The 20,519-nt window shown below is 70.4% G+C and carries 20 protein-coding genes; 3 read left to right on the top strand and 17 right to left on the bottom strand.

What is annotated here, in order from left to right:
* From ABD169_RS12305 to prmC, 10 genes are all read right to left on the bottom strand, one after another.
* Complete coding sequence (locus tag ABD169_RS12305; RefSeq protein WP_046454612.1) at positions 1 to 891, bottom strand: F0F1 ATP synthase subunit gamma; 891 nt, start codon at positions 889 to 891, stop codon at positions 1 to 3.
* Positions 892 to 972: 81 nt separating this feature from the next.
* Positions 973 to 2,598 carry a F0F1 ATP synthase subunit alpha gene (gene atpA / locus ABD169_RS12300; protein WP_344032616.1) on the bottom strand — a complete coding sequence of 542 codons (1,626 nt, stop codon included), beginning with the start codon at positions 2,596 to 2,598 and terminating at the stop codon, positions 973 to 975.
* A 54-nt stretch (positions 2,599 to 2,652) separates the two neighbouring features.
* Entirely contained in the window at positions 2,653 to 3,429 is a 777-nt protein-coding gene (locus ABD169_RS12295; RefSeq protein WP_046454614.1) for a F0F1 ATP synthase subunit delta, read from the bottom strand.
* Positions 3,429 to 3,974, bottom strand: coding sequence for a F0F1 ATP synthase subunit B (locus ABD169_RS12290; protein WP_046454615.1), 546 nt, complete (start codon positions 3,972 to 3,974; stop codon positions 3,429 to 3,431). The genes ABD169_RS12295 and ABD169_RS12290 overlap by 1 nt, the downstream gene beginning before the upstream one ends.
* 33 nt (positions 3,975 to 4,007) lie before the next feature.
* Entirely contained in the window at positions 4,008 to 4,235 is a 228-nt protein-coding gene (gene atpE, locus ABD169_RS12285) for an ATP synthase F0 subunit C (protein WP_046454616.1), read from the bottom strand.
* Between the two features lie 54 nt (positions 4,236 to 4,289).
* A complete protein-coding gene (gene atpB / locus ABD169_RS12280; RefSeq protein ID WP_046454617.1) occupies positions 4,290 to 5,096 on the bottom strand; it encodes a F0F1 ATP synthase subunit A in 807 nt (268 codons plus the stop codon).
* 190 nt (positions 5,097 to 5,286) lie between these two features.
* Positions 5,287 to 5,757 (bottom strand): Cg1360 family ATP-synthase-associated protein, encoded by a 471-nt coding sequence (locus tag ABD169_RS12275; RefSeq protein WP_052961293.1) that lies wholly within the window; start codon positions 5,755 to 5,757, stop codon positions 5,287 to 5,289.
* Positions 5,754 to 6,920 carry an MraY family glycosyltransferase gene (locus ABD169_RS12270; protein WP_046454618.1) on the bottom strand — a complete coding sequence of 389 codons (1,167 nt, stop codon included), beginning with the start codon at positions 6,918 to 6,920 and terminating at the stop codon, positions 5,754 to 5,756. The genes ABD169_RS12275 and ABD169_RS12270 overlap by 4 nt, the downstream gene beginning before the upstream one ends.
* 1 nt (position 6,921) lies before the next feature.
* The gene (locus ABD169_RS12265; RefSeq protein ID WP_344032612.1) at positions 6,922 to 7,587 is read right to left on the bottom strand and encodes an L-threonylcarbamoyladenylate synthase; all 666 of its coding nucleotides are present in this window, start codon (positions 7,585 to 7,587) and stop codon (positions 6,922 to 6,924) included.
* A 55-nt stretch (positions 7,588 to 7,642) separates the two neighbouring features.
* The gene (gene prmC, locus ABD169_RS12260) at positions 7,643 to 8,548 is read right to left on the bottom strand and encodes a peptide chain release factor N(5)-glutamine methyltransferase (protein WP_344032611.1); all 906 of its coding nucleotides are present in this window, start codon (positions 8,546 to 8,548) and stop codon (positions 7,643 to 7,645) included.
* Positions 8,549 to 8,779: 231 nt separating this feature from the next.
* Here prmC and cysK point away from each other — a divergent pair, with 231 nt between their 5' ends.
* The gene (cysK, locus tag ABD169_RS12255) at positions 8,780 to 9,715 is read left to right on the top strand and encodes a cysteine synthase A (RefSeq protein ID WP_344032609.1); all 936 of its coding nucleotides are present in this window, start codon (positions 8,780 to 8,782) and stop codon (positions 9,713 to 9,715) included.
* Between the two features lie 73 nt (positions 9,716 to 9,788).
* Positions 9,789 to 10,355 carry a serine O-acetyltransferase EpsC gene (gene epsC, locus ABD169_RS12250; protein WP_344032607.1) on the top strand — a complete coding sequence of 189 codons (567 nt, stop codon included), beginning with the start codon at positions 9,789 to 9,791 and terminating at the stop codon, positions 10,353 to 10,355.
* A gap of 214 nt (positions 10,356 to 10,569) precedes the next feature.
* Here the strand turns inward: epsC and ABD169_RS12245 are convergent, their stop codons facing one another.
* On the bottom strand, positions 10,570 to 11,961 hold the full coding sequence (locus tag ABD169_RS12245; RefSeq protein ID WP_344032604.1) for an MFS transporter: 1,392 nt from the start codon (positions 11,959 to 11,961) through the stop codon (positions 10,570 to 10,572).
* Between the two features lie 91 nt (positions 11,962 to 12,052).
* A complete protein-coding gene (locus ABD169_RS12240) occupies positions 12,053 to 12,592 on the bottom strand; it encodes a GNAT family N-acetyltransferase (RefSeq protein ID WP_344032602.1) in 540 nt (179 codons plus the stop codon).
* An 80-nt stretch (positions 12,593 to 12,672) separates the two neighbouring features.
* Here ABD169_RS12240 and ABD169_RS12235 point away from each other — a divergent pair, with 80 nt between their 5' ends.
* Complete coding sequence (locus ABD169_RS12235) at positions 12,673 to 13,368, top strand: GntR family transcriptional regulator (RefSeq protein WP_344032600.1); 696 nt, start codon at positions 12,673 to 12,675, stop codon at positions 13,366 to 13,368.
* Positions 13,369 to 13,457: 89 nt separating this feature from the next.
* Here ABD169_RS12235 and prfA read toward each other — a convergent pair whose 3' ends face one another.
* The 5 genes from prfA to lysA all read right to left on the bottom strand — a co-directional run bounded on the left by prfA (position 13,458) and on the right by lysA (position 20,361).
* Positions 13,458 to 14,531: a peptide chain release factor 1 gene (gene prfA / locus ABD169_RS12230; RefSeq protein WP_046454627.1), complete on the bottom strand. Its 1,074-nt coding sequence runs from the start codon at positions 14,529 to 14,531 to the stop codon at positions 13,458 to 13,460.
* 2 nt (positions 14,532 to 14,533) lie between these two features.
* Positions 14,534 to 16,519 carry a transcription termination factor Rho gene (rho, locus tag ABD169_RS12225; protein ID WP_344032597.1) on the bottom strand — a complete coding sequence of 662 codons (1,986 nt, stop codon included), beginning with the start codon at positions 16,517 to 16,519 and terminating at the stop codon, positions 14,534 to 14,536.
* 154 nt (positions 16,520 to 16,673) lie between these two features.
* Positions 16,674 to 17,624 (bottom strand): homoserine kinase, encoded by a 951-nt coding sequence (gene thrB / locus ABD169_RS12220; RefSeq protein WP_046455135.1) that lies wholly within the window; start codon positions 17,622 to 17,624, stop codon positions 16,674 to 16,676.
* The gene (locus ABD169_RS12215; protein WP_046455134.1) at positions 17,624 to 18,931 is read right to left on the bottom strand and encodes a homoserine dehydrogenase; all 1,308 of its coding nucleotides are present in this window, start codon (positions 18,929 to 18,931) and stop codon (positions 17,624 to 17,626) included. Before ABD169_RS12215 ends, thrB begins: the two co-directional genes overlap by 1 nt.
* Positions 18,928 to 20,361, bottom strand: a complete 1,434-nt coding sequence (gene lysA / locus ABD169_RS12210) for a diaminopimelate decarboxylase (RefSeq protein ID WP_344032595.1) — start codon at positions 20,359 to 20,361, stop codon at positions 18,928 to 18,930. The genes ABD169_RS12215 and lysA overlap by 4 nt, the downstream gene beginning before the upstream one ends.
* Positions 20,362 to 20,519: the final 158 nt, after the last annotated feature.

The raw sequence follows: 20,519 nt of genomic DNA, 5'->3' as shown, positions 1-20,519 counted from the left end.
CTAATCGGACAGCGCGTCAGCGCCGCCAACAATCTCGGAAATCTGCTGGGTGATCTCCGCCTGACGCGCATTGTTCGCGAGGCGGGTGTAATCGCGGATCAGCGCATCGGCGTTGTCGCTCGCCGACTTCATCGCCTTCTGCGTCGCAGCGTGCTTCGCCGCGGCCGACTCGAGCAGCGCGTTGAACAGGCGCGACTCGATGTAGGCCGGAAGCAGCTTGTCGAGCACGGTGTCGGCGTCGGGCTCGAACTCGTACAGCGGGTTCGCGCCGTCGCTCGCCTCGGCCACGCCCTCGACGACCTCGAGCGGCAGCAGACGGTGCACCTCGGGGGTCTGCGAGACCATGCTGACGAAGCGGTTGTAGACGAGGTGGATCTCGTCGACGCCGCCCTCTGCGGTCTCGGTGTTGAAGGCCTCGAGCAGCGCTTCGCTGATCTCCTGAGCCGTCTCGAACGCGGGGCTGTCGGTGCCGCCGGTCCACACGCGCTCGGAGGCGCGGGCGCGGAAGCTGAAGTACCCCTGCGCCTTGCGGCCGACCAGGTAGTACTTCACGTCCTTGCCCTCGGCGCGCAGCAGCTCGCTGAGCTGCTCGGCCTCACGCAGCACCTGCGAGTTGAAGGCGCCTGCGAGACCGCGGTCCGAGGTGAAGATGACCACCGCGGCGCGCTCGATGCGCTCCGGCTCGGTCAGCAGCGGGTGGTCGGTGTTCGAGTGCACCGCGACGGCGGACACCGCGCGGGTGATCGCCGTGGTGTAGGGCTCGGACGCCGCGACGCGGGCACGAGCCTTCTGGATGCGAGATGCCGCGATCAGCTCCATCGCACGGGTGATCTTCTTGGTCGTCTGGGCAGAACGGATCTTCTGCCGGTAGACCCGAAGTTGCGCTCCCATGTCTCTCCTGTGTCTGGTTGGGGCGGGCTGGTCGAAGTGGAGGAGGACCGGCGGGGGCGTGCGCCCCCGCCGGAGCCTCGACTACTTCTTGACGACCAGCTGCTCCTGCTTGATCTCGTCCTTGCCGAGCGACGCGAACTGCTCAGCCAGCGTGACGCCGGCCGAGGTGCGGAACTCGAGCTTGAACTCGGCGATCTTGGCCTCGAGCTCTGCGACGGTGTCGTCGTCGAGCACGTTGGTCTCGCGCAGCGTGGTGAGGACCTCGGAGTTGCGCTCGAGCGACTCCAGGAACTCGCTCTCGAAGCGGAGGATGTCCTCGACCGGAACCTGATCCATGTGGCCCTTGGTGCCGGCCCAGATCGAAACGGTCTGCTTCTCGACGGGGTACGGCGAGTACTGCGGCTGCTTCAGCAGCTCGGTGAGGCGTGCGCCGCGCTCGAGCTGACGGCGGCTGGCCGCGTCGAGGTCCGACGCGAACATCGCGAAGGCCTCGAGGGCGCGGTACTGGGCGAGCTCGAGCTTGAGCGTGCCGGAGACCTTCTTGATCGACTTCACCTGAGCGTCGCCGCCCACGCGCGAGACCGAGATGCCCACGTCGACCGCGGGACGCTGGTTCGCGTTGAACAGGTCGGACTGGAGGAAGATCTGGCCGTCGGTGATCGAGATCACGTTGGTCGGGATGTACGCCGAGACGTCGTTCGCCTTGGTCTCGATGATCGGGAGGCCCGTCATCGAACCGGCGCCGAGCTCGTCGGACAGCTTCGCGCAACGCTCCAGCAGACGGGAGTGGAGGTAGAAGACGTCACCCGGGTAGGCCTCGCGCCCCGGCGGGCGGCGGAGCAGCAGCGACACGGCGCGGTAGGCCTCGGCCTGCTTCGACAGATCGTCGAAGATCACCAGGACGTGCTTGCCGCCGTACATCCAGTGCTGGCCGATGGCCGAACCGGTGTAGGGAGCCAGGTACTTGAAGCCGGCGGGGTCGGATGCGGGAGACGCCACGATGGTGGTGTACTCCATCGCACCGGCGTCCTCGAGCGCGCCCTTCACCGAAGCGATGGTCGAGCCCTTCTGGCCGATGGCGACGTAGATGCAGCGCACCTGCTTGGTGGTGTCGCCCGACTCCCAGTTGGCCTTCTGGTTGATGATCGTGTCGATCGCGATGGCCGTCTTGCCGGTCTGGCGGTCGCCGATGATCAGCTGGCGCTGACCGCGGCCGACGGGGATCATGGCGTCGATCGCCTTGATGCCGGTCTGCAGCGGCTCGTGCACCGACTTGCGCTGCATGACGCCGGGAGCCTGGAGCTCGAGCGCGCGGCGGCCCTCGGCGCCGGCGATCTCGCCGAGGCCGTCGATCGGGTTGCCGAGCGGGTCGACCACGCGGCCGAGGTAGCCCTCGCCCACGGGGACCGAGAGCACCTCGCCGGTACGGGTGACCTGCTGGCCCTCCTCGATGCCGGTGAACTCACCGAGCACCACGACACCGATCTCGTCCTCTTCGAGGTTCTGCGCCAGGCCGAGCGTGCCGTCCGCGAAGCGGACGAGCTCGTTGGCCATCACACCGGGCAGGCCCGCGACGTGCGCGATGCCATCGGCTGCGTCGGTGACGGTGCCGACCTCGGTCTTCTCTGCCTGAGCCGGCTCGTACGACGACGCGAAGTCCTTGAGAGCGTCGCGAATCTCGTCCGGGCTGATTGAGAGTTCTGCCATTTCGTTTCCTCTGTCTGGTCCGGAAGCGCCGCCCCCGGGGTGAAAAGTTGAGCCCTAACCCGCGAGTCGCAGGCGGAGGTCCTCGAGGCGAGCGCGGACGCTGCCGTCGATCACGTTGTCGCCGAGCTGGACGCGCACGCCACCGACGAGCTCGGGATCGAGCACGGTGGTGATGCGGACCGGACGGCCGGCGCTCTGTTCGAGCAGAACCGCGAGGCGCTCCTGCTGGGCGGGGGCGAGCGGCGCGGCGACGGTGACCGTCGCGAGTGCGTTGCCGCCCTGGTCGGCTGCGACGTCGGCCGCGGCGCGGAGCGCTGCGTTGACGCGACGACCGCGGGGGTTCGCGACCAGGTGGGTGACGATGCCCAGGGCGGCAGCCGAGAGCTTGCCGCCGAACAGGCGCGTCGCGAGCGCGACCTTGGCCGCGGGATCGCCGAGCTTGTCACCGAGCTTCAGCTCCAGCTCGTGGCTGCTCTCGACGACCGAGGCGGCCGCGAGGAGCTCGTCGGAGAGCGAGGAGCTGGCGTTGGCCTCGGCACGGATGCCGAGCTCCTCGATGCCCTCGACGAACTCGCCGGAGTCGGACCAGGTGCCCGCCGCGGCGGCGCGGAGCACGCCGCGCGCGCCGCCCGAGACGCTGGCGAATACGCGATCCACCAGCTGCCCCTTCGCGGCAGCAGAAGCGGACGCATCGCCGAGCGCCTTGAGCAGCGCCGGGGTGCGGTCGAGTTCGGCCGCTGCACCCAGCAGCTCGGCCCCGACCCCGGCGCCGAGCACGGGGCTCAGCTCACCGCGGGCCGCGGCGAGTGCCGCACGAGACGCACTGCCCATTACTTGGCCGCCTTCTCGGATGCTTCGAGATCGGCGAGGAAGCGGTCGACCAGGGCCGAGGCCTTCTGATCGTCGCTGAGCGACTCGCCGACGACGCCCGAGGCGAGGTCGATCGCGAGGGTGCCGACCTCCTTGCGGAGCGAGACGGCAGCGCTCTGGCGCTCGGCCTCGATCTGCGCCTGAGCAGCCTGCGCGATGCGGGTCTGCTCGGTCGTGGCGTCTTCCTTGGCCTTCGCGACGATCTTCGCGGCGTCGGCACGTGCCACGTCGCGGATCTCGCCGGCCTCCTGGCGGGCGCCCGCCAGCTGAGCGGTGTACTCCTGCAGCGCGGCCTCGGCCTTCGCCTGAGCCTCATCGGCCTTGGCGATGTTGCCTTCGATGGCCTCCGCGCGAGCGTCGAGCATCGTCTGCATCTTCGGAAGGAACACCTTCCAGAACGCGATGAGGATGATGAGGAACGCGAGCCCAGACCAGACGATGTCGTAGGTCTCCGGGATCAGCGGATTCCGGGCTCCCTCGGCAGCTGCGATAACTGCGTTATGCATCAGTGCCTCCCTTCCGAGACGTAGGGAAGCGAATTAGTTGGTGAAGATGAAGTAGGTCGCGATACCGATGAAGGCGAGCGCCTCGGTGAACGCGATACCGATCCACATCAGGACCTGGAGGCGGCCGGCCAGCTCGGGCTGACGAGCAACACCCTCGATGGTCTTGCCGACGACGATACCCACGCCGATGGCGGGGCCGATGGCGGCGAGGCCGTAGCCGACGGTTGCGATGTTGCCCGAGATATCAGCGAGAACAGACACAGTATGTGTTTCCTTCCGTGTGTTGAGCGCGGCGGTTGCCGAACCCGGTTGGTTTTAGTGCTCTTCAGCCAGCGCGAGCTGGATGTAGACAGCGGTGAGAAGCGTGAAGACGTAGGCCTGCAGGACGGCGACGAGGATCTCGAAGAGCGTGAACGCGAAGCCGAATGCGAGGGTGCCGATGCCGAAGAGCTTCATGAGCCCCGGTGCCTCGATGAGGAAGAACCAGGAGGCGCTGAAGAAGAGCACCAGCAGGAGGTGACCGACCACCATGTTCATGAGGAGTCGGAGCGTCAGCGTGACCGGACGGATGATGAAGGTCGAGATGAGCTCGATCGGGGTCACGATGAGGTAGACCGGCCAGGGCACGCCTGCCGGGAACAGCGAGTTCTTGAAGAAGTTCTTCGGGCTCTTCTTGATGCCGGCGTAGATGAAGGTCACGTACGACACGAGCGCGAGCACGAGCGGCAGGCCCACCACGGCCGAAGCGCCGATGTTGAAGCCCGGGATGATGCCCGTGAAGTTGAATGCGAGGATCAGGAAGAACATCGAGGTCAGGATCGGCAGGAAGCGCTTGCCGTCGACCTTGCCCAGCAGATCCTCGGCGATGTTGACTCGAACGAAGTCGAGGCCCATCTCGATGAGGGACTGACCACGGGTCGGGATGACCCGCATCTTGCGAGTGCCCAGCCAGAAGATCACCAGGAGGAGCACGAGCATGATCACGCGGATGATCATGATGCGGTTCATCTCGAACGGAGTGCCGACGAACAGCACGCCCTCCGGGAAGAACTCCTCGATCGACGGCGGGTGGAACCCGCCGCCCTCCTGAGTTGCGAAAAGACTGGGGGCCACGAGTTGCATAGCGTTAGCGGACAGCGCCATTCTCCTGATTCGGGGTGCGAGCTCGGCTCACACAGCGTCGAACGATGATCGTGCCCCCGTCGCTCACGCGGCAGCCAGAAGCATGCCGCGGCAAGGGAACACTAGGATCCTATCAAAAATTCGGCCTCTGGCGAAACCGATCAGGCGCAGGATCCTGCCGGATTCAACCCTATCGTGGATCCGAGATGTACGGGATCCGCGACTTGGCGATCACGAGGACGTCGATGACGAGCGAGACGAGCACCGATGCCACGACGCCGAAGAAGAGCACGGTGGTGTCGAGCCAGGGCTGTCCCTTGAGCATGACGGTCGCGACGATGAAGATCAGGAACTTCAGCACCCAGCTGCCGAGCACCACGACGAAGAAGAGGATCACGTAGTTGGGGCTCTCGATGAACCGGTTGGCGAACGCGATGCTGCCGACGGTCAGCAGCAGGAAGACGCCGCCCATCGCGGTTCCGATGATTCCGCCGATGAGGCCGGGCGCGCCCGCCACCAGGAAGCCGATGCCGCCGAACAGCACGATGAGCACGACCGTCGCCAGGATCCCCCACTTCAGAGCGGTCAGGAGCACGGGCTGGGAAGCCGGCATCTGCGGCGCGGCGTCTGCCGTCGCGTCGTGGTCGGCGGTGCTGTTCACTCGGAGGTCCTTTCGTCGGCGGGGGTCTTCCCCGCCCTCAACGGTAGCAAGCCGCGCCGAGCCAGACCTGCGCGCAATCGCGAGGCGGGGACCAGCGTCACCACCAGGCAGAGCGCGGTCCCCGCGAAGAGCACCGCGAACGGCAGCGCGAAGCTCCGCATCGTGAACACGAGCAGACAGGCGAGCGAGATCACCGCGGTCCAGAGGTAGAAGATCGAGACCGCCTGCACCTGCGAGTGCCCCATGTCGAGCAGCCGGTGGTGCAGGTGCTTGCGGTCGGCCGCGAACGGGCTCTGCCCCGCCCGCAGGCGGCGCAGCACGGCGAGCGAGAAGTCCGCGAGCGGGAGCGCCAGCACGGCAACGGGCAGGATGATCGGGATGTAGCTCGCGAGCACGAGCTTCTGATCGAGCACCGCCGGGTTGAGCTGCCCCGTCACCGACACGGTCGAGGTCGCCATGAGCAGGCCGACCAGCAGGGCCCCGGTATCGCCCATGAACATCTTGGCGCGGTGCCAGTTGAACGGCAGGAAGCCGACGCACACGCCGACCACGATCGCGGCGATGAGCCCGGCGAGCGTCACCGCCGGCGTCTCCCCCGAGCGATCGGTGAGCAGCTGCGTGTAGAGGAAGAACGCCGAGTTCGAGATGATCGCGAAGCCCGCGACGAGGCCGTCGAGACCGTCGATGAAGTTGACCGCGTTCATGACCAGTGTCATGAGGAAGACCGTGAGCGCGAAGTTCATGGTCGCGGACGCCACGATCTGCGTGTCGCCGAACGGCAGCGAGACGATCTGGATGCCCTGCCAGGCGAGCAGTCCCGATGCCGCGAGCTGGCCTGCCAGCTTGATCATCCAGTCGAGGTCGAAGAGGTCGTCGAGCACGCCGACGGCCGCGATCAGCGTGCACGCCCCCAGGATCGCCCAGACCTGCGTCGACAGCGCGAAGAGCGTCGAGAAGTCGTCCTGCGTCGTCGCGAAGAGGCAGCCGACGATGATGCCGACGAACATCGCGATGCCGCCGAGCCGCGGCGTGGGCGTGCGGTGCACGTCCCTCTCGCGCACCTCGGGTGCCAGACGGAATCGCCGGCTGAGGCGCAGCAGTGCCGCCGAGGCGACCGCGGTCACCGCGGCGGCGGCGAGCGCGACCAGCAGGAAGGAGAGCATCTCAGTCCTCGATGGTCACCTGCGGGAGCAGCTCCGCGATGGCCTCCCGGCTGATGCCCCCCTGGCGCAGGATCCGCAGGGTCCCGCCCTCGTCGTCGAGGCGGGTGGCGTCGACGATGGTGGAAGCGGTGCCGTCGCCGTCCACCGGACCGGCTTCGAGGTAGATCGCGACCGAGTCGCCGAGCATGCCCTGCGCTTCGGCGGCGGTCGTCGCCGCGGGATCCCCCGTGGTGTTCGCCGAGGACACGGCCAGCGGGCCCGTCTCCTGCAGCAGTTCGATGGTGAGCGGCTGGTTCGGGATGCGGAGCGCCACGGTTCCGGCGGTCTCCCCCAGGTCCCAGCTCAGCGACGGCTGGGACGGCAGCACGATGGTGAGCGGCCCGGGCCAGAAGGCCTCGGCGAGCGCCAGCACGGGCTGCGGGACCGCCGCGGCCAGCGCGTGCAGGGTGTCGGTGCCGGGAATCAGCACGGGCGGGGGCGACTGGCGCGTGCGGCCCTTCGCGTCGAGCAGGCGCTGCACCGCGGCCGGGTTGAACGCGTCGGCGGCGACGCCGTAGACGGTGTCGGTGGGGAGCACCACGAGCTTGCCGAGCCCCAGTGCCTGTCGGGCGCTGCGCGTCCCCGAGAGGAGCTGTGCGCTGTCGCTGCAATCGAAGACGTCGGCCATGAGGAACGATTCTAGTCCTCGGGCCGGGCCTCCCGCCCCGGCACTCCGCGGGTTCTCAGCGGATCGCGGTGGTCGCGCGATCGCGCAGCGTCAGGTCCTGGTGCGTGGCGGCGGCGCGCCACCCGCCCGTCGCGAGCAGTTCGCGGATCGCGCGCCCCTGCCCCTCCGCGTGTTCGAGCACCAGCAGCCCTCCGGGGACCACCAGTCGACGCGCGGCACGGCTGATGACCCGGATGAGGTCGAGTCCGTCGGTCCCGCTGTAGAGCGCGAGCTCGGGATCGTGGTCCCGCACCTCGGGATCCCGCGGCACCATGCCGCTGGGGACGTAGGGCGGGTTCGAGACGAGCACGTGCACGCGACCGGCCAGCGGGTCGAACGCCGCCGCGAGCGGTCCCGGCGCAGGGTCGCCGGCGTCGGGATCGAGGTCGGCGACGTCGCCGAGCAGCAGCTCGACGCGGCCGTCGCCGAGACGCGCGACGTTGCGCGCGGCCCAGGCGTGCGCCTCGGGGCTCTTCTCGACGGCGCGCACGCGCGCGGTCGGCACCTCGTTCGCGAGCGCCAGGGCGATGGCCCCGCTGCCCGTGCAGAGATCCACCGCGAGCGGTTCGGGATCCGGCACGGCGCGGAGCGCATCGATGGCGAACTGCGCGACCGTCTCGGTCTCGGGCCTCGGCACGAATACGCCCGGGCCGACCTCGAGCTCGATCCCGCGGAACGGCGCCCGACCCGTGAGGTGCTGGAGCGGGACCCGGCGCGCCCGCTCGTCGGCGAGGTCCCGGATCCGGGCGAGCTCGTCCTCCCCGAGCTCGGTGCCGAGGATCGCGAGCGCCTGAACCCGGCCGCGGGCGACGTCGAGCACGTGCGCGACGATGAGCTCGACGTCCGCGCCCGGATCCTCGATCCCTGCCGCTTCGAGCTGCGCGCGCAGCTCGCTCAGAACCGCTGCGACGGGTGCGCCCACGGGGACCTCCTGGATTCGGGTCGGATCGGATCCGACCGGATCCGGACCGAACCACTCTGGCACAGGATTCCGGGGGCGGGTTCGCGGCCCCCGGAGCCGGTTTGAGAGGCCCGTCACAATTCATAAGCAAGGATGACATCTCAGATAATGCTTGGATATGCTTCGGTGGGGCGCCGGAGGCGCCGCGCAACATCCGGGTCCGCAGGACCCGCACGCTGAGAGAGGGAGCCCATGGCACGCACCTACGAGAACATCACCCAGGCCTTCGGCAACACTCCCCTGGTGCGCCTCAACCGCGTCACCGACGGGGCCGGCGCCGAGGTCTTCGCGAAGCTCGAGTTCTACAACCCGGCCGGCAGCGTCAAGGATCGCATCGGCATCGCGATCATCGACGCGGCCGAGGAGTCGGGCGCGCTGCAGCCCGGCGGCACCATCGTCGAGGGCACGAGCGGCAACACCGGCATCGCGCTCGCGTTCGTGGGCGCCGCGCGCGGCTACCGCGTGATCCTCACGATGCCCGAGACCATGAGCATCGAGCGCCGCAAGCTGCTCGCCGCCTACGGGGCCGAGATCGTGCTCACCGAGGGCCCCCTCGGCATGAAGGGCGCGGTCGCGAAGGCCGAGGAGATCGTGGCGAGCACCCCGGGCGCGGTCCTCGCGAACCAGTTCGGCAACCCCGCGAACCCCGCGATCCACCGGGCGACCACCGGCCCCGAGATCTGGAACGACACCGACGGCCAGGTCGACATCTTCGTCGCGGGCATCGGCACCGGCGGCACCATCTCGGGCGCGGGCGGCTACCTGAAGGAGCAGAACCCCGGCGTGCGCGTCGTCGCCGTCGAGCCGGTCGACTCCCCGCTCCTCACCGAGGGCAAGGCCGGCCCCCACAAGATCCAGGGGCTCGGCGCCAACTTCGTGCCCGAGATCCTCGACCGCGAGGTCTACGACGAGGTCATCGACGTGGCGCTGCCCGACGCGATCGCGAAGGCCCGCGCGCTCGGCACCGACGAGGGCATCCTCGCCGGCATCTCGGGCGGCGCGGCCGTCTGGGCCGCGACCCAGGTCGCGCAGCGACCCGAGAACGCCGGTAAGAAGATCGTGGTCATCGTGCCCGACTTCGGCGAGCGCTACTTCTCGACCGTGCTCTACGAGGACCTCAGCGTCTGAGACGCTCCGACCGGCGGGTCGGCGGCTCCCCGGCACGGGGAATCGCCGACCCGCCGATCGGGTTGCACCGAACATGGCAGCCTTCTCACGCGTCCGCGAGGACATCGCCGCGGCTCGCGCGCACGATCCCGCAGCGCGCGGGCCGTTCGAGGTGTTCCTCATCTATTCGGGCCTGCACGCGGTCTGGTGGCACCGCGCGGCGAACGCCCTGTGGCGGCGAGGATTCCGGTTCCTCCCCCGCGCACTCTCGCAGTTCGCGCGGTTCCTCACCGGCGTCGAGATCCACCCGGGCGCGACCATCGGTCGACGGCTCTTCATCGACCACGGCATGGGCGTCGTGATCGGCGAGACCGCGGTCGTCGGCGACGACGTCCACCTCTACCACGGCGTCACCCTCGGCGGCACCGGTCACGACCGCGGCAAGCGGCACCCGACGATCGGCGACCGCGTGGTCGTCGGCGCCGGCGCCCAGGTGCTCGGCGACATCGAGATCGCCCACGACAGCGCGGTCGGCGCGAACGCCGTCGTCGTGCGCTCGGCCGGTCCCTGGACCACGCTCACCGGGATCCCCGCCACCGGTCGCCCGCGCCGCGGAGCTCCGCTCGAGGTGCCCGACGAGGCCGACTTCTACGTGATCTGAGGTTGCGGCGGCACCTGACTCCGTCTGCCGCTGCACGTGCGACCAGTGGACGCTCTCTCGACGACTGGACGCTTTGTCGCCGACTGGACGGCGTGTCGCGCGCCGAGACGGCGTCCATCCGTCGACAAGGGGTCCATTCGTCACCGCGGGTCGAGGTCGACGTCGACGTCGACGTCGACGTGGGCACGGTCGAACGGCACGGCCGGACCCGGCCTCAGCGCAGCCGTCGCCCCTGCTCGTCCATCCAGCGCTTCGTCTTGCGGTATTCGATCCCCATGAACACGAGCCCGAGCACCCAGAACGGCAGCTGCACGGCGAACGCCACGCGGAACGCGTCCAGCGAGTAGTTCTCGGGCGAGCCCGCTCCCTGCACGTCGAGCACGAGGCCGATCAGCAGGATCACGAGCAGCGTCGCGGTGAAGCCAGCGGTGTTGACGAGCCCGGTCCCGAAGCCCGAGAAACTGCGCGGGGTGTGGGACCGCCCGACCTCGAAGGAGATCATCGACGCGGGCCCGCCGATCGGCATCACGACCATCAGCAGCACGAGCAGCCAGGTCGGCGGGGTCCCGGGCCAGAGCAGCACCGCGATCCAGACGAGGGCGATCGCGACCGTGATGCTCGCGGCGATGCCGACGCGGCGCTCGAGGAACCGGGAGGTGAGCGGGCCGAGCAGGAACCCGGCCGCCATCGACGACAGGATCGTGAGGCTCAGCAGCCCCGCGGCGGTGCCGCGGGAGAGGCCGACGCCGCCCACCAGGAACGGCGTGCCCCAGAGCAGGATGAAGGTGTTCGACGCGAAGGGCGACGTGAAGTGCACCCAGTACGCGAGCCGCACGCCGGGCAGCCGCAGCAGCCGGCGGGCCCGCTGCCAGAATCCGAGCCCCCGGCGGACCCGGCCGTGCGGCATCTCGATGAGCCCCGTCGCGGGCGGTGCGATCTCGACGGATGACGCGCTGCCCTGCGGCCGGTAGGCGGCGGAGCGGCGCGTGATCCCGCCGGTGCGCCCGATCATCCGCTCGAACGCGGTGCCCGTGCCCGGGCTGTCGCGCAGCACGAGCGCCGCGAGCAGCGTCACCAGGAAGCCGAGCGCGGCGACGGCGAGGAAGCCGGAGGCCCAGCCGAAGCCGGAGACCATGAGGGCGAGCGGCGTCACGGAGACGAGCTGGCCCGCCTGACCGACGAGGCCGGTGAGCTGGCTGACGGTCGGGAGCTGACGCGCCGGGAACCATTCGGGCAGCATCCGCATGACGCTGATGAAGCTGCAGGCGTCGCCGGCGCCCACCAGGACGCGCGCGAGGATCGCGAGTCCGACGTCCGGCACGGTCGCCATGGTCACCTGGCCCACGATCATCAGCACGCCGCCGATCAGGATCATGGTCGTCGCGCCCACGCGGTCGAGCAGAATTCCGACGGGGATCTGCAGGCCCGCGTAGACGATCAGCTGGATCACGGGGAACGCCGACAGCGTGGTCGCGTCGATGCCGAAGTGATCCTGCGCGGCGGGTCCGAGCGCCGCGAGGGAGGATCGATTGATGATCGCGACCGCGTAGGAGAGCGCGGCGACCGTCCACACCGCCCAGGGAAGCAGGGAACGGGCGCGGGTCATGGGCGCAATGCTACTCCTGCCCCGGGGTCGCTCCGGGCGTGTCCGAGTCACCCCGGGCCACCGCACGCCCGGCCCGGGCCGGGCTCCGACGCTAGGCGCGCGGCGGCAGCGGCGGCCCGTCGGGGAAGTCGCTGCGGGTCAGATCCATGAAGAGCGCCGCCTCGAGGTGCCCGCCGGGTCGCACCTGGTAGTCGCGCAGCACGCCGATGCGCTGGAAGCCGAGGCGTTCGTAGCTGCGGATCGCGCCCTCGTTGTTGATGTTGGGGTCGAGCGTCACGCGCGTGATCCCGTCGGCGAACTCCGCGCGGATCGCGAGGGCGAGGGCCTCCTCGCCGATGCGGCGTCCGCGGAACTGCGTGCCGATGAAGATGTGGATCACCGTGGTCGGGTACTCGGGATCCTCGCCGCGCAGCACGTACATGGCGCCGGCGCACTCCCCCTCGACCTCGATGATGCGGGCCGTGCCGGGAGCCTCTACGAACTCCTCGCGCACCCGCTCGAGCGAGTAGCCGACCCACCACTCCGAGACCTCGGGCTGCTGCAGGATCGCGAGCAGCGGTTCGGCGTCGGCCTCGCGCGGGAGGCGGAGGGTGACGAGGGGGCCTGAGAGGGGCAGTGCGGCATCGGACATGGATCCAGCGTATCGGTGGGTCGAGGCCCGCGGGAGAGCCGATGAGCCGGGCAGTGTCCGGCGGGCTACGCTTGGACTCTATGAGGCAGGAACACAGCACCGCCGCACCGTCGGGAGCGGCGACGCCGGACGACGCGAGCACCAGGCACCACCAGGTCGCCGCGGTGCTCAGGGAACGCATCCTGCAGGGCGATTTCGTGCCGGGCCAGCGTCTCGTCGAGCGCACCCTCGCAGCCGAGCTCGGCGTCTCGCGGATCCCCGTCCGCGACGCGCTGAACATCCTGCGCGGCGAGGGGTTCGTGTCGGCCTTCCCCAATCGCGGCATGGTGGTCACTCCCCTGACCCAGCAGGACGTCGAGGAGCTCTTCGAAGTGCGGACCGCGCTCGAGGTGCTCGCGGCACGACGCGCCACTGAGCGCGCGACGCCGGAGGAACTGAACGGCCTGGCGCGGGCGATCGCCGACTCGGAGGACGCGGCGGCCCGTTCGGACGCACAGGCGGTCGGACGCTGCAACCAGAGCTTCCACGACCTGCTCACCGCGAGCGCGCACAACTCGCTGCTGACCTCGCTCATGGAGCCGCTCGAAGGCCGGCTCCACTGGCTGCTCCGCCAGAACGACGACCCGCAGCCGCTGCACACCGAGCACGTCGCGCTGCTCGAGGCGATCCGCAGCGGCGACCCCGATCTCGCCGCCGAGCGCGCCCTCGCCCACGTGCGGACCAGCCGCCGGATCTGGCTGGAGACCGAGGCCCGCAAGAGCGTCGCCCAGGCCTGAGGGCCGCAAGAACGCGAGAACCCCGCGCAGTGAACGCCTCGGCGGTTCACTGCGCGGGGTTCTCGCGTTCGCGCGATCCTCCGCGGGTGCTACTGGCCGAGGTCGGCCAGGCGGCTCTCCTCGTCCATACGGATGCAGGACTCGATGACCGCGTCGAGCGCGCCGTTCATGACGGCGTCGAGGTTGTAGGCCTTGAACCCCGTGCGGTGATCCGCGATGCGGTTCTCCGGGAAGTTGTAGGTCCGGATCCGCTCGGAGCGATCCATCGTGCGGATCTGGCTCGAACGGTGCGCGCTGGCCTCCGCAGCGGCCTCCTCCTGCTGCCTCGCGAGCAGGCGGGCCCGCAGCACGCGCATTGCCGCTTCGCGGTTCTGCAGCTGCGACTTCTCGTTCTGCATGGCGACCACGATGCCGGTCGGCAGGTGCGTGATGCGCACGGCGGAGTCGGTCGTGTTGACCGACTGGCCGCCGGGGCCGCTCGAACGGTAGACGTCGATCTTGAGGTCGTTCTGGTTGATCGCGACCTCTTCGGGCTCGTCCACCTCGGGGTACACGAGCACGCCCGTGGTCGAGGTGTGGATGCGTCCCTGCGACTCCGTGACGGGAACGCGCTGCACGCGGTGCACCCCGCCCTCGTACTTGAGGTGCGCCCAGACGCCCTGAGACGGATCGGTGGCGTTCGACTTGATCGCGACCTGCACGTTCTTGTAGCCGCCGAGGTCGCTCTCGTCCTTCTCGAGGATCTCGGTCTTCCAGCCCTTCGACTCCGCGAAGTGCATGTACATCCGCAGCAGGTCGGCGCCGAACAGCGCCGACTCGGCCCCGCCCTCGCCGCCCTTGATCTCGAGGATCACGTCACGGGCGTCGTCGGGATCGCGCGGGATCAGCAGTCGACGGACCTTCTCCTGGGACTCGGCGAGGTGCTCCTCGAGCGCCGGGATCTCCTCGGCGAACGCGTCGTCCTCCTTCGCGAGCTCCCGAGCGGCCTCGAGGTCCTCTCCGGCCTGGATCCACTGCTCGTGCGCGGCCTTGATCTTGCTCAGCTCGGCGTAGCGCCGGTTGACCTTCTTGGCGCGCGCGGGGTCGGCGTGCAGTTCGGGATCGGCGAGCTGCTCCTGCAGATCGGCGTGCTCGACGAGCAGCCCCTCGACCTGTTCGAACATGCTCAGGACAGCCCCTGCGACTTCTGCATGAGCAGCAGGAACTCGGCGTTCGACGAGGTCTCGCCCAGCTTCCGCAGCACGCTCTCGAGCGCCTGCTCGCGACCGGTGTCGCCGAGGGCACGACGCAGCTTCCAGGTGGCCTGGAGCTCGTCGGCGCCCATCAGCACCTCTTCGCGGTGGGTGGACGACGCGTTCAGGTCGACCGCCGGGAAGATCCGCTTGTCGGCGAGCTCGCGCACGAGACGCAGCTCCATGTTGGCGGTGCCTGCGAACTCCTCGAGGATGACCTCGTCGGCCTTCGCACCGGTCTCGACGAGCGCGGTCGCGATGATGGTCAGCGAGCCGCCGTTCTCGATGTTGCGCGCGGCACCGAAGAACTTCTTCGCCGGTGCGAGCGTCGCAGCGTCCAGCACGCCGCCGAACGAACGACCCGAGGCGGGCGATGCCGCGCCGTAGGCACGTCCGAGGCTGGTGAGCGAGTCGAGCAGCACGACGACGTCGTGGCCGAGCTCGACGAGGCGCTTCGCGCGCTCGATCGCGAGCTCCGCGACCGTGGTGTGGTCCTCGGCCGGACGGTCGAAGGTCGAGGCGATGACCTCGCCGTTGACCGAGCGCTGCAGCTCGGTGACCTCTTCGGGACGCTCGTCGACGAGCACGACCATGAGGTGGGCCTCGGGCGCGTTCTTCGAGATCGCATCGGCGATCTGCTGCAGCACGACCGTCTTGCCGGACTTCGGGGGCGCGACGATCAGGCCGCGCTGGCCCTTGCCGATCGGCGCGACGAGATCGATGACGCGCTGCGTCAGCTGATCGGCGCCGGTCTCGAGCCGCAGGCGCTCCTGCGGGGCGAGCGGGGTCAGATCGGCGAACTCGACGCGGTTCTCGTTCTCCTCGAGCGTGCGCCCGTTGACCGAGTCGATCTTGACGATCGCGTTGTACTTCTGACGGCCGCCGCCCTCGCCGTCGCGCGGCTGGCGGATCGCGCCGACGATCGCGTCGCCCTTGCGCAGGTGGTACTTCTTGACCTGGCCGAGCGAGACGTAGACGTCGCCGGTGCCGGGCAGGTAGCCGGTGGTGCGCACGAACGCGTAGTTGTCGAGCACGTCGAGCACGCCGGCGATCGGCAGCAGGACGTCGTCCTCGGTCAGCTCGGGCTCGAGGTCGTCGCCCTGGCCGCGGCGCTTGCGCTCGCGCTGGCGGGTACGGCTCGAACGGGCGTTGCCGTCGGCGTTCGCACCGTCGTTGCCGTTGCGGTTGCCGCCCCGGCCGTTGCCGCGGCCGTTCGACTTCTCGGCCTCGTCGGAGGACTCGGCCTCGGCCTCGGCGCTCTGCGCGTCGTTCTTCGCCGCGTCGGCGTTCTGCTTGTTGCGGCTGCGACGGTTGCGGCTGCGGGTACTTCCGCCCTCGCCCTCGCCGGTCTTGGCCTCGCCGGCGTCGGCCTGCTCGTTCTTGGGCGCTTCGGCCTGAGCGGGCTCTGCGGCCTCTGCCGGCTTCGCCTCGGCGGCGGGAGCCTCTGCAGCGGGCGTCTCGGTCGGAGCCTCGGTGTCCGCGACCTTCTTGCGGCTGCGGGTGGCGCGCTTCTTCGGCGCCTCCTCGGCGGGGGCGGCCTCGGCAGCGGCGTCGGCCGCGGGGGCCTCTGCGGCGGGCGCCTCTGCCGCGGCAGCGGCCTTGGTGGCGCGGGTGCGGCGGGTCTTGGCCGGTGCGGCCTCGGCCGCGGGTGCCTCGACCGCGGCGGTCTCGGCGGCGGGCGCCTCGGCCGGGGCCTCGGTGTCCGCGACCTTCTTGCGGCTGCGGGTGGCGCGCTTCTTCGGCGCCTCCTCGGCGGGGGCGGCCTCGGCAGCCGGAGCCGCCTCGACGGGCGCCTCGGCCGGAGCACCGGCCGCTGCGCTCACGCGCCGCGAGGTGCGGCGACGTGCGGGTGCCGTCGCCTCTGCGGGCGCGGCGTCGGCTGCGGGCGCAGCCGTGGTCTCTTCGGAGTTCTGCTCCACGGGTTTTCCTTTCGGGAACGTGATGCGGGGGCCGCTGGGCGAACCCAGTTCCTCCCGCGAAATGCGCACGAGTGTGCTTCAAGGACACCGGACCGTGGTCTCGGTGGGGAAAACGATCCTCGGTTCGCGATGCGAACCTCGTAGTTCTGCGTGGCTATGCCGCCGCTGGAACCGCCGGGATCTCCTCCACTGTAGCACCCTTGATGTCGACGGCCAGGAGCAACCGCTGCCACTCGGGCCCGTGCTCGGCGGCGAGCTCGGCCGCCGCGAGGCGCTCGGCGGGACCGGGCGAGAGTACGAGGATCGAGGGGCCGGCTCCCGAGACGACCGCCGCGTGCCCCGCCGCACGCAGGGCGCGGATCAGGTCGCGGGTCTGCGGCATGGCCTCGCCGCGGTAGTCCTGGTGCAGCCGATCCTCGGTGGCGGCGAAGAGCAGCTCGGGGCTCTGCGTGAGCGCCGCGACGAGCAGCGCCGAACGCGACACGTTGAACACGGCGTCGGCGTAGGGCACCTCCTTCGGCTGCAGGCTGCGCGCGAGCTCCGTCGACATGGTGAAGCTCGGCACGAGCACCAGCGGAGCGACGCCCCGGTGCACGAGCAGTCGCTTGAACCGCGGGCCCTCGTCGGTGGTCCACGCGATGGTCAGGCCGCCGAAGAGCGCGGGCGCGACGTTGTCGGGATGCCCCTCGAGCTCGGTCGCGAAGGCGAGCAGCTCGTCCTCGCTCAGGTCGAGCGGCGACTCGGGGTCGCTCGCGAGGAGCCCCGCTGCGATCATGACGCCGGCGACGATCGCCGAGCCCGACGAGCCCATGCCGCGCCCGTGCGGGATCCGGTTGTGCGCGACGATGTCGAGCCCGGGCAGTTCGCGCCCGAGGCGGGAGTACACATGGGCGGCCGAACGGGCGACCAGGTTGCTGGCGTCGGTCGGGACCTCGCCCTCCCCCACACCGGAGACGGCGACGCGGATCGCGCCGTCGGGGCGGGTCGTCGCGGTCAGCTCGTCGCCGTGCGCCAGCGCGAGCCCGAGCGTGTCGAAGCCGGGGCCGAGATTGGCGCTCGTGGCGGGGACGCGCACGCGGACGGCGCGCGGTGCAGCTGCGGTCATCAGTTTCCCTCGAGTCGGAGCACGCTGGTCACGGCCGTCACCACGTCGCTGTCGCGGAGCGCGTCGACGGTCGCCGCGAGATCCGCCTCGCGCGCCGTGTGCGTGCCGATGACCAGGGTAGCCGTGCCCGCGGCGTCCTCGGGCACGGACTGCTCGACGCTCGCCGCCGAGACGCCGTGATCGGCGAGGATCCCGGCGATCGCCGCGAGCACGCCGGGCTCGTCGCGCACGTCGAGCATGACCTGGTAGCGCGTGCGCACCTCGCCGACGGGCAGGATCGGCAGATCGGCGTGCGCCGATCCCGGGATGCCGGGGCCGCCGACCACGTGCCGGCGCGCGGCCGAGACGAGGTCGCCGAGCACGGCGGACGCGGTCTCGACGCCGCCGGCGCCCGCGCCGTAGAACATGAGCTCGCCCGCGGCCTCGGCCTCGACGAACACGGCGTTCTTGCCGCCGTGCACGGCCGCGAGGGGGTGATCACGGTCGATCAGCGCCGGGTAGACCCGGGCCGAGACGCCCTGGGTCCCGTCGGTCGCGGTGACCCGCTCGGCGATCGCGAGGAGCTTGATGACGGCGCCGGCGTTGCGGGCGGCCTGGATCTGCTCGGAGGTGATGCCCGTGATGCCCTCGCGGTGCACGGCGTCGACCGGCACCTCGGTGTGGAACGCGATGCTCGCGAGGATGGTCGCCTTCTGCGCGGCGTCGTAGCCCTCGACGTCGAGGGTCGGGTCGGCCTCGAGGTAGCCGAGCTCGCTCGCGACGCGCATCGCGTCCTCGGCGCTGTCGCCGAAGCGATCCATGCGGTCGAGGATGTAGTTCGTGGATCCGTTGACGATGCCGAGGACCCGCGTGATGTGATCGCCGGCGAGGCTCTCGCGCAGCGGGCGGATGATCGGGATCGCGCCGGCGACGGCGGCCTCGTAGGAGAGCTGCGCGCCGACCTGCTCGGCGGCGTCCGCCAGCTCGGGGCCGTGCGCCGCGATGAGCGCCTTGTTCGCCGTGACCACGTCGGCGCCGGCCTCGAGGGCCTGCAGGATCAGGGTGCGCGCGGGCTCGACGCCGCCCATGAGCTCGACCACCACGTCGGCGCCGAGCACGAGCTGCTCCGCGTCGGTGGTGAAGAGCTCCTGCGGCAGCTCGACGTCGCGCTTGGCGTCGAGGCTGCGCACGGCGATGCCGGCGAGCTGCAGGCGGGCGCCGACCCGAGCGGCGAGCTCGTCGCCCTGCTCGAGGATCAGCCTGGCCACCTGCGCCCCCACCGAGCCGCAGCCCAGCAGTGCGACGCGGAGATCGCGGTATCCGTTCACTTGCTTCCTCCGTTCGGGAGCGGCTCGAACACGCTTCGCGCGAGCAGCTCGTCCTCCGTCTCGCCGCGCACGATCGTGCGGGCATCGCCTTCGCGCACCGCGACCACGGGGGGCCTGGGCACGTAGTTGTAGTTGCTCGACAGCGACCAGCAGTAGGCGCCGGTCGCGGCGACCGCGAGCAGATCGCCCGGGGCCACGTCGCCCGGCAGCAGGTCGCGCTGCACGACGATGTCGCCGGACTCGCAATGCTTGCCGACGACGCGCACGAGCGCGGCCTCGGCCTCGCTCCGCCGATTGGCGAGGCGCACGTGGTAGTCGGCGCCGTAGAGCGCGGGCCTCGCGTTGTCGCTCATGCCGCCGTCGACGCTGACGTACAGGCGCTCGGCGTGCCCGAGGTCGGCCGGATCCGCGTCGGCGTCGCTGCCGCGCAGAGAGACGGGCTTGGTCGTGCCGACCGTGTAGAGCGTCACACCGGCCTGACCGATCACGCTGCGCCCGGGCTCGAACGCGACCCTGGGGATCGGGATCCCCGCCTCGGCGCAGCTCGCGGCGACGATGTCGGCGAGCTCGCGCGCGATCGCCGCGACCTCGGGCTCCTCCTCGGCCTGGGCCGGGGTGTAGGCGATGCCGAAGCCGCCCCCGAGGTTCAGCTCGGGCACGGGGGCGCCGAGCACCTCGGCCAGCGCACCGTAGACGCCGACGAGGCGGCGGGCCGACTCGCGGAATCCGTCGGTGGCGAAGATCTGGGATCCGATGTGGCAGTGCAGCCCGGCGAAGTCGAGGGCGGGCTCAGCCGCGATGAGGCCGACGACCTCGACCGCGCGATCGAGCGGCAGCCCGAACTTCTGGTCCTCGTGGGAGGTCGCGAGGAAGTCGTGGGTGGAGGCGTGCACGCCGCTGTTGACGCGCAGGCGGACCCGCTGCCGGATCCCGGCCTCGGTCGCCGCGTCGGCGACCCGCGCGATCTCCTGCACCGAATCGAGGATCAGCGTGCCGACGCCGGCCGCGACCGCGCGCGCGATCTCGCGCTCCGACTTGTTGTTGCCGTGGAACCCGATGCGTGCGGGATCGACTCCGGCCGCGAGCGCGACGGCGAGCTCGCCGCCGCTGGCGACGTCGATGTTGAGGCCCTCTTCGCTCATCCAGCGGGCGACCTCGACGCAGAGGAACGCCTTGCCCGCGTAGTAGACGGTGGCCTCGGTGCCGACCCGGGCGAACTCGCGCTGCAGCGCCCCGCGGATCTCACGCGCCCGGGCGCGGGCGGCGTCCTCGTCGACCACGTAGAGCGGCGAGCCGAAGCGCTCGACGAGTTCGGTGGCGCGGATGCCGCCGAGCTTGAGCTGGCCGCACTCGCTGCCGCGCCGCGCGGCGGGCGGGAACACGCGCTGGTCGATGGCGTTCAGGTGGTCCGATCGCATCGCATCGGTCATCGTTCGCTCCTGGGGGTGGATCTGGATGGTGCTCGTCGGCGCTCGCTCACCAGCGTCTTCTGGTGGTGGCGAGCGGACCCGGATTGGCCCCTGAAGCCGTGCGAACGGAGAGCATCTCTCAGAACGAACTCGTCCAGCCTAGCGGGCCGTGCCGGGGT

It is taken from the genome of Leucobacter iarius (assembly GCF_039530105.1).
Taxonomy (GTDB): domain Bacteria; phylum Actinomycetota; class Actinomycetes; order Actinomycetales; family Microbacteriaceae; genus Leucobacter; species Leucobacter iarius.
The sequence above is the reverse complement of the archived record's forward strand: the minus strand, read 5'-3'. Positions and strand labels throughout refer to the sequence as shown.